Source organism: Methanoculleus sp. MH98A (genome assembly GCF_000691865.1).
Lineage (GTDB): Archaea > Halobacteriota > Methanomicrobia > Methanomicrobiales > Methanoculleaceae > Methanoculleus.
Map to the genome: position 1 here is coordinate 1 of NZ_JMIO01000087.1, position 8,021 is coordinate 8,021.

General features: G+C 61.4%; 5 protein-coding genes and 1 pseudogene. 3 read left to right on the top strand and 3 right to left on the bottom strand.

Features of this window, described 5'->3' with window-relative positions; all coding sequences use genetic code 11:
- Positions 1-385: 385 nt before the first annotated feature.
- Positions 386-1,084 carry a DUF4013 domain-containing protein gene (locus EI28_RS10790; protein ID WP_048114771.1) on the bottom strand — a complete coding sequence of 233 codons (699 nt, stop codon included), beginning with the start codon at positions 1,082-1,084 and terminating at the stop codon, positions 386-388.
- Positions 1,085-1,588: 504 nt separating this feature from the next.
- Positions 1,589-3,072, bottom strand: a pseudogene (gene purH / locus EI28_RS10795) (bifunctional phosphoribosylaminoimidazolecarboxamide formyltransferase/IMP cyclohydrolase).
- 301 nt (positions 3,073-3,373) lie between these two features.
- Here purH and EI28_RS10800 point away from each other — a divergent pair.
- The 3 genes from EI28_RS10800 to dnaJ are packed head-to-tail and all read left to right on the top strand — an operon-like array spanning position 3,374 to position 6,865.
- Entirely contained in the window at positions 3,374-3,883 is a 510-nt protein-coding gene (locus EI28_RS10800; RefSeq protein ID WP_048114773.1) for a nucleotide exchange factor GrpE, read from the top strand.
- Between the two features lie 4 nt (positions 3,884-3,887).
- Entirely contained in the window at positions 3,888-5,717 is a 1,830-nt protein-coding gene (gene dnaK / locus EI28_RS10805) for a molecular chaperone DnaK (RefSeq protein ID WP_048114775.1), read from the top strand.
- 5 nt (positions 5,718-5,722) lie between these two features.
- Complete coding sequence (gene dnaJ / locus EI28_RS10810; protein WP_048114777.1) at positions 5,723-6,865, top strand: molecular chaperone DnaJ; 1,143 nt, start codon at positions 5,723-5,725, stop codon at positions 6,863-6,865.
- Between the two features lie 95 nt (positions 6,866-6,960).
- Here the strand turns inward: dnaJ and EI28_RS13220 are convergent, their stop codons facing one another.
- The gene (locus EI28_RS13220; protein WP_052379731.1) at positions 6,961-7,989 is read right to left on the bottom strand and encodes a Fic family protein; all 1,029 of its coding nucleotides are present in this window, start codon (positions 7,987-7,989) and stop codon (positions 6,961-6,963) included.
- Between the last annotated feature and the right edge of the window lie 32 nt (positions 7,990-8,021).

Below are 8,021 nucleotides of genomic sequence, written 5' to 3' on the forward strand. Positions count from 1 at the left end.
ACCAATGCAGCCACCACTCCGAAAAGCATGAAGATAATGAATAAGCCCAGCCAGATTATCAGACCTGCGACGAGATTGTAACCAAATACTGCTAGTGCACGTTTTAAGAAACTGTCTGACGTCAACCAGCCCTTGTAACTATATGTATCCGTTCCGCCATTGGACATATTCGGGTAGTTTAGTGAACCATAATTTAACCATTTTCATTTGACATCTGTTCTCGTTGAGTGGCTATCCTGGAAAGGCAGATCCAGTCTGGTTACGGGTATTTTCCTGAAAATGATCCGCCACTCATGCATCGACCGCTTGTTTTTGAACATTGCCGGAGGTATCCGCCATAGCTCCCGGGGACGACGATGCACCGGGAGGAGAGGAGGGCGCCGCGTCACCCCGCCGCCGGGACACTCTCGTAGGCCGCCGCGAGGTAGCGGGCGCGGAAGATGCCGTAGACCACCCCCAAGAAGAGGTTGACGACCCACCCGAGGACGGGCAGCGTGGCGATGAGGGCGGTCGCGGCCGTATACGCGAGGCCGATCAGGAGGATGATGACGACCGCGGCGATCCAGGCGCCCCACCCGATCCGCCCGATGTGCGAGACGATCGCCACGATGTTGAACGCCTGGAGGAGGCTTCCGGTGTGGGCGAACCGCACGACGGCGAGGAGGGAGATGAACGATATGACGGCCCGGACGAGAGCCGCAATCGCGATCCCGGTGACGGCGGCGGCGACGGCCGAGGCCCATACGTCCGGGTTGTCGAGCCCCCGTGCCGCTATGGCGGAGAGAAACGCAATCCCGCCGAAGACGGCCAGGACCACGATGACCGGGATCAGGTAAATAAGATTGATGATATTCAGCTTCCACCCGTCGAGAAAGAGCCTCCCCCAGTCGTCGACTTCGGGAGCGGGCGTCCGGCCGGAGAGCACCCGCACGATGTAGCCGTTGTAGAACGGGAGTAAAAAGAGGGTGAACGTCTGGACGAGCGAGAGGAGTACCAGGAGCACCCACCGCCCCCACTCCCCGATGAGAGCGTCTTTTGCGTAGCCCAGCGCTCCCGAGAGGAGTCTCGCGTAGTCCATACGCATATCAGCCGTGGAGAGAGGCCGGGGGATATAAGATTTTGGGAGCGACGGGCCGAAGGGCCGGAGCTTGAGACAACGCGAAGCATTTTCGAATGGCGACGGGCCGAAGGGCCGGAGCTTGAGACAACGCGAAGCATTTTCGAATGGCGACGGGCCGAAGGGCCGGAGCTGGAGACAACGCGAAGCATTTTCGAATGACGACGGGCCGAAGGGCCGGAGCTTGAGACAACGCGAAGCATTTTCGAATGACGACGGGCCGAAGGGCCGGAGCTTGAGACAACGCGAAGCATTTTCGAATGGCGACGGGCCGAAGGGCCGGAGTTCGAGCACCGCAAGGTGCGAGGCGATGCAAACTCACGCGAAGCCGCGAAGTCAGTGTCGTTGTCAGCAACCCCTACCTCCCCTTCGCGGCTTCGCGTGAGCTAACGGTGTGGAGGTGATGATACAGGACACTACTTACTACAGAGCCGAAAACCCGACAAAAAAAGAGATATCAGGGCCGGCCCCTCAGTGCCGGAAGTGCCGGACCCCGGTGAAGATCATCGCGATGTTGAGCCGGTTTGCCGCCTCGATGACCTCCTGATCCCGGATCGAGCCGCCCGGCTGGACGAGCGCCGTCGCACCCGCCGCCGCCGCGACCTCCATCGTGTCGGGGAACGGAAGGAAGGCGTCCGATGCGACCGCCGACCCGGCAAGGGGTTTGCGGGATTTCCTGACCGCGATCTCCGCCGACTCGACCCGGTTCATTTGCCCGGCGCCGATTCCGATGACGGCGTCCTCGTCGGCGAAGATGATAGCGTTGCTCTTCGTGTGCCGGCAGACCTTCCAGGCGAGTTCCATCGCCCGCATCTCATGGGCGTCGGGCTCCCGCTCGCTCACGACCTGCCAGTCCTCGCGGTAGGGCTCTGTGCGCTGGACCAGGACGCCGCCGTCGATGCTCCGTATCTCGGGCTGCGCCACCGGCCCGGGCAGCCGGAGCACCCGCATGTTCTCCTTCGCCTTCATGATCTCGAGGGCTTCCGCCGTAAACGACGGAGCGACCACGACCTCGACGAACGTCCCCGTCAGTTCCCGGGCGACGTCCGCCCCCACCTCGCGGTTCATCGCGACGATCGAGCCGTAGGCCGAGACCGGGTCGACCTCCCGGGCGGCGATGTAGGTATCGAGGGGGCTCTCGCCGGTCGCCACGCCGCAGGGGTTGTTGTGCTTGACGATGACCACGGCGCACTCCTCGAACTCCCGGAGCAGGCCGACCGCCGCGTGGACGTCGAGGTAATTGTTGTAGGACATCTCCTTGCCCTGGAGCGGCTCTTCTCCCGCGATGCCCGCATCGCCGTAGACCGACGCCGCCTGATGCGGGTTCTCGCCGTAGCGGAGCGTCCTGCCGTTCCTGAACTGGACGGTGAAGACGTCGGGGAACGGCCGGTCGATGCCGGTGAGGTGGTTCGTGATCGCGGCGTCGTAGGCGGCCGTCCGGGCGAACGCCTTTGCCGCGAGGTTCAGCCGCTCCTCAGCCGTAAACCCGCCCCGCCGGACGCGTCCGCGACCATCCCGTAGTCGGCAGGGTCCGCGACGACCGCGACATACTTATGGTTCTTCGCCGCCGCACGCACCATCGCCGGGCCGCCGATATCGATGTACTCGATGATCTCCTCAAGAGAGAGGCCCGCCTCCTTCATCGCCTCGAAGGGGTAGAGGTTCACCACCACGAGGTCGATCGGGTCGATGCCGTGCTCCTGCATCACGGCGTCGTCGATGCCGCGGCGGCCGAGGATCCCCCCGTGGATCTTCGGGTGGAGGGTCTTGACCCGTCCGTGCATCATTTCGGGAGAGCCCGTGTAGGCGGAGACATCGGTGAACGAAATCCCCGCCCGCGCGAGTTCGGCCCCGGTGCCGCCGGAACTCAGGATCCCGTAATCGTGCTCGATAAGCACCTTTGCGAGATCGACGATGCCTGCCTTGTCCCAGACAGACAGCAGTGCCCACTTCATGGGTACACGTGAGAGGGGTAGAGAGATATATCTGGCGCTGCCCGCAGAACCGGCCGCGATTTCCACGGCAGGAAAACCGCAGGCCCTGCCATGGGGAACGCCGGCATGACCGGCGAGGAGGGCGCCGCACCTCACGCGGATCCGGATACCGGGGGAAGAATACCGGCGAACGGATGTCCAATCGGAAATCCGGGATGTCACCGGAGGCAGATTTCTGCAGCCAGAGTTAATATTATATAGAACCACATTACAATAAATAAACGAACAACTCCATTACATCGTTTTGAAGCAGGTTAGGCGTATGAAGGAGGATACATCCGAACCAAACGAGAAGCAACAGAATCTCGCAAACGAGGCGGATGCAGCATCTCCGGCGCTTGAAGAGCTGCAGAATGCATATGACGACCTTAACAGCCGTTATCTGCGCCTTGCGGCGGATTTCGACAACTACCGCAAAAGAATGGACCGGGAACTCGACGCCCGTACGACGTTCGCCATCGAGAATTTCGCGGTGGAGTTGCTCGAGGTCGTAGACAACTTCGAGCGGGCGGAGAGAGCCGAGGGTGCAGGCCTCCCGGAAGGGATGGAGCAGATCAAGAAACTCTTCATGACCATCCTCGAACGGCACGGCATCGCACCCATCGAATGCCGGAACCTTCCCTTCGACCCCGAACGGCACGAGGCGATCGCCTACGTCCCTTCGGACGCCGGGGAAGGAACCGTGATCGACGAGGCCGTCCGCGGATACTGTATGCGGGACAAGGTCATCAGATGCGCAAAAGTCGTAGTATCTAAAGGAATGGAGGAATAACAGAATGGTTTCGGAAAAAGTTCTGGGTATCGATCTTGGGACAACCAACTCGTGCATGGCAATCATGGAAGGCGGCCGGGCGACGGTCATCGCCAACGCCGAAGGCGGCAGAACCACCCCGTCGGTCGTAGCGTTCTCCAAGGAAGGCGAGCGGCTGGTCGGCAACGTCGCGAAACGGCAGGCGATCACGAACCCGAACCGCACCGTCCAGTCGATCAAGCGCAGGATGGGCACGAACGAGAAGGTCACCATCGGGGACAAGACCTACACCCCGCAGGAGATCTCCGCGATGATCCTCCAGAAGATGAAGCTGGACGCGGAGGAGTATCTCGGCGAGAAGATCGCGAAAGCCGTCATCACGGTGCCCGCCTACTTCAACGACGCTCAACGGCAGGCAACGAAGGACGCAGGGACGATCGCCGGCCTCGAGGTGCTCCGGATCATCAACGAGCCGACCGCGAGCGCGCTCGCCTACGGCATCGACAGGGAAGGCGACGCTACGGTGCTCGTCTACGATCTCGGCGGCGGGACGTTCGACGTCTCGATCCTCCAGCTCGGCGACGGCGTCTTCGAGGTTAAGGCAACCGCAGGCAACAACCGCCTCGGCGGCGACGACTTCGATACGAGGGTCGTCGACTACCTGGCCGACGAGTTCAGGAAGAAGGAGGGCATCGACCTCCGGAATGACCCGGTCGCGATGCAGCGGCTGCGCGACGCGGCCGAGAACGCGAAGATCGAGCTCTCCACCGTCCAGAAGACCAACATCAACCTCCCCTACATCACCACGACGGAGAGCGGGCCCAAGTTCCTGGACGTCGATCTGACCCGGGCGAAGTTCGAGCAGCTCATCGGCGACCTCGTCGACTCGAGCCTCGGGCCGGTGAAGCAGGCGCTCGCCGACGCCAAACTGGGCGCCGACGATATCGACCACATCCTCCTCGTCGGAGGTTCGACCCGTGTCCCGCTCGTGCAGGAGACCGTGAAGAAGGTCCTCAAGAAGGAGCCCGACAAAGGCATCAACCCCGACGAGTGCGTCGCCCTCGGCGCCGCCATCCAGGCGGGCGTGCTGACCGGCGAGACGAAGGACGTGCTGCTCCTCGACGTGACGCCGCTCTCGCTCGGCATCGAGACGCTCGGCGGCATCGCGACGAAGCTCATTGAGCGCAACACCACCATCCCGACGAGGAAGAGCCAGATCTTCTCGACCGCCGCCGACGGCCAGACCTCAGTGGAGATCCACGTGATGCAGGGCGAGCGGGCGCTCGCGAAGGACAACTTCACCCTGGGCCGGTTCCAGCTCACCGGCATCCCGCCGGCGCCGCGTGGCATTCCGCAGATCGAGGTCACGTTCGATATCGACGCGAACGGTATCGTTCATGTCTCGGCGAAAGATCTCGGCACAGGGAACGAGCAGTCGATCACCATCAAACCGCAGGACTCCCGCCCGTCCGAAGCCGAGATCCAGCGGATGATGGACGAGGCGAAGAAGTTCGAGGCGGAGGACCAGAAGAATCGCGAGGAGATCGAACTCAGGAACACCGCCGACACCGCGATCTTCACCGCCGAGCGGGCGATGAAGGACGCGGGCGATTCGATCGAGGCCGCGGACAAAGAGAAGATCGAGAGCGCGATCGCCGACCTCAAGAAGGCGCTCGAGGGCGACGACCTCGAGGCGATCAAGCAGAAGATGGATGCCCTGACCGAAGCGGTATATGCACTCACGACAAAGATGTACCAGCAGGCACAGGCGGCCGCCGCCCAGCAGCAGCAGGCGGAAGGGGCCGCGAAGAAGGACGATAACGTCGTCGATGCCGATTACGAAGTCAAAGAGTGAGGTCGATGGGTCCGGACAGCTACTATGATATCCTCGGTGTCTCGAAGAGCGCCGACGATAAGGAGATCAAGAAAGCCTACCGGAACCTGGCCCGAAAATACCACCCCGACGTCTGCAAGGAACCGGGGGCCGAGGAGAAGTTCAAGAAGATCAACGAGGCCTATAGCGTCCTCTCTGATGCGCAGAAACGCGCCCAGTACGACAACATGGGGCACGACGCCTACAGTAACGCGTCCCGTGGCTCGTACGCCGGCGGCGGCGGATACTCGGGCGGGTTCAGCGCCGACTTCTCCGGGTTCGGGGATATTTTCGAGACCTTCTTCGGCGGCGGGGGCAGGCAGCGTGCCGGCCCGCGCCCCGGCGCCGACCTCCTGATGAAGATGCGCATCACGCTCGAGGAGGCGGCGTTCGGGACCGAGAAGGAGGTCGGCGTCGACCACGTCGAGCCCTGTCCCGAGTGCGACGGATCGGGGAGCGAGACGAAGAAGACCACCACCTGCCCGACCTGCGGCGGCAGCGGCCAGATGCGGCAGATGAGCCAGTCCATCTTCGGGAACTTCGTCCGGATGAGCACCTGCACCACCTGCGGCGGGCGGGGGAAGGTCCCCGAGACCCGGTGCAAGGCCTGCGGCGGAACAGGGCACCGGCGTGCCCGGCAGACCGTAAAGGTCCGGGTTCCGCCGGGCGTGGATACGGGCATGCGCCTCCGGATGGAGGGCTACGGCGACGCCGGGGATTACGGTGCGCCGAGCGGGGACCTCTATATCGAGATCAGCGTCGCGCCGCACAGGACGTTCACCCGGCGGGGCGACGACCTGGAGACGACCGTCGATATCTCCCCGGCCCAGGCGGTGCTGGGCTCCGAGGTTGAGGTGCAGACGATCGACGGGCGCACGGTCGTCCTGGATATCCCGGCCGGCGTGCAGCACAACACCGGGCTGAAGATACGGGGCGAGGGCGTGCGGTGGCAGACGAAGCCCGGCGATATGCTGGTGCGGGTGCATATCGTCGTGCCCGAGCGCCTGACGGACGAGGAGCGCGAACTCTATCTGCGCCTGCTCGAGATCGGGGGGCACAAGCCCTCCGCGAAGAAGGGCAAGGGCTTCTTTCAGGACGTCGTCGACAAGATGAAAGAGTCGGTGAAGTGAGGGGGGATCCCTCTCGCTTCGGCGGTTCGATTTTTGTAACGGTTCTGGTGTGAGCCCGGGCCGTCCGGCACTCCGGACGGCTGCTCGATCGGACATCAGACCTTTTTCTTCAGTTCAACAAACTGCCGGACGAGCCTGGCGTTTTCCTCCCGGATTCTGCTGTTTCCGTCGGAAAGTTTCTGCCTGACCTCTTCTGCGATACGCCCGTGCTGTTCCCTATAGATGGTATACAGCGTCTCGATGATCGGGGCATAGTCCCCGTCATCCGCTTTTGCGAGCGCGTTCAGGTAGGCCGACCGGTGTTCCAACCCCAGGTAGAGCGTCGGATAACCGGATCGCTCCAGGATCAGATTCATCAACGCCCGTCCAACCCGTCCGTTTCCATCGACGAACGGATGGATCATCTCAAATTTTGTGTGGAATAGTACGGCGAGTTCGAATGGATTCAGGTGCCGTTTATTCTGCCGGTACCACCCGATGAGAGCACGCATCTCCTCAGGGACGAGGATCGCGGGAGGGGGTTCATAGTCCACCTGCTCGATGCCCACCTGGATGTTCCGATAGTCTCCCGGGTTCCGGAGGACCTCATTCATCAGTATTTCGTGGATCTTCCTGATGAGCTTCTCCGTTATATCCCCGGAATACTCTTCGAGGTATCTTCGGAGGTTGATGAAATTGAGGATCTCATACACCTCATCCATCTTCTTTCCGGCCGGAGAGATGTTATGCTCCAGGAGTTCCTGCGCTTCCCGGAGACTGATGGTATTTCCCTCGATCTCCGTCGTGCCCTGGACATATCTGAGATACATTGCGTCCATGTACCGCTCGCTCTCATCAGGGTAGAGTTCCTTGAAAAGTCCGTAGAAGTAACGAAGAGTTTCGAGATCGACGGCCCGGGTTCTGTCGAGGGCCGTGAAGGAGTAATGCTCCAGCCGGTAATCGAGGTATGTTGTTAACCTTAGATTATGGAGTTCAGACAGTTTTGATAAAACGTCCTCTCTGGCTACCGTTTCGAGTCTTCCGATGTATATCTGAATCTCCAGCGATTTTGAGTTAACTTTGACCTTATCACGGAGATAGAGGTATTTATTGCCCTTGATTGTCTTTACAGTCAATTTCGGCATGGCTTCATCTATCTAGGTTCCGATAGATGAAA

Bases quoted from the DNA above. Each gene is read 5' to 3' on its own strand.
- EI28_RS10790 (WP_048114771.1), bottom strand. From the start codon at position 1,084: ATGCGTATGGACTACGCGAGACTCCTCTCGGGAGCGCTGGGCTACGCA.
- dnaK (WP_048114775.1), top strand. From the start codon at position 3,888: ATGGTTTCGGAAAAAGTTCTGGGTATCGATCTTGGGACAACCAACTCG.
- EI28_RS13220 (WP_052379731.1), bottom strand. From the start codon at position 7,989: ATGCCGAAATTGACTGTAAAGACAATCAAGGGCAATAAATACCTCTAT.
- EI28_RS10800 (WP_048114773.1), top strand. From the start codon at position 3,374: ATGAAGGAGGATACATCCGAACCAAACGAGAAGCAACAGAATCTCGCA.
- dnaJ (WP_048114777.1), top strand. From the start codon at position 5,723: ATGGGTCCGGACAGCTACTATGATATCCTCGGTGTCTCGAAGAGCGCC.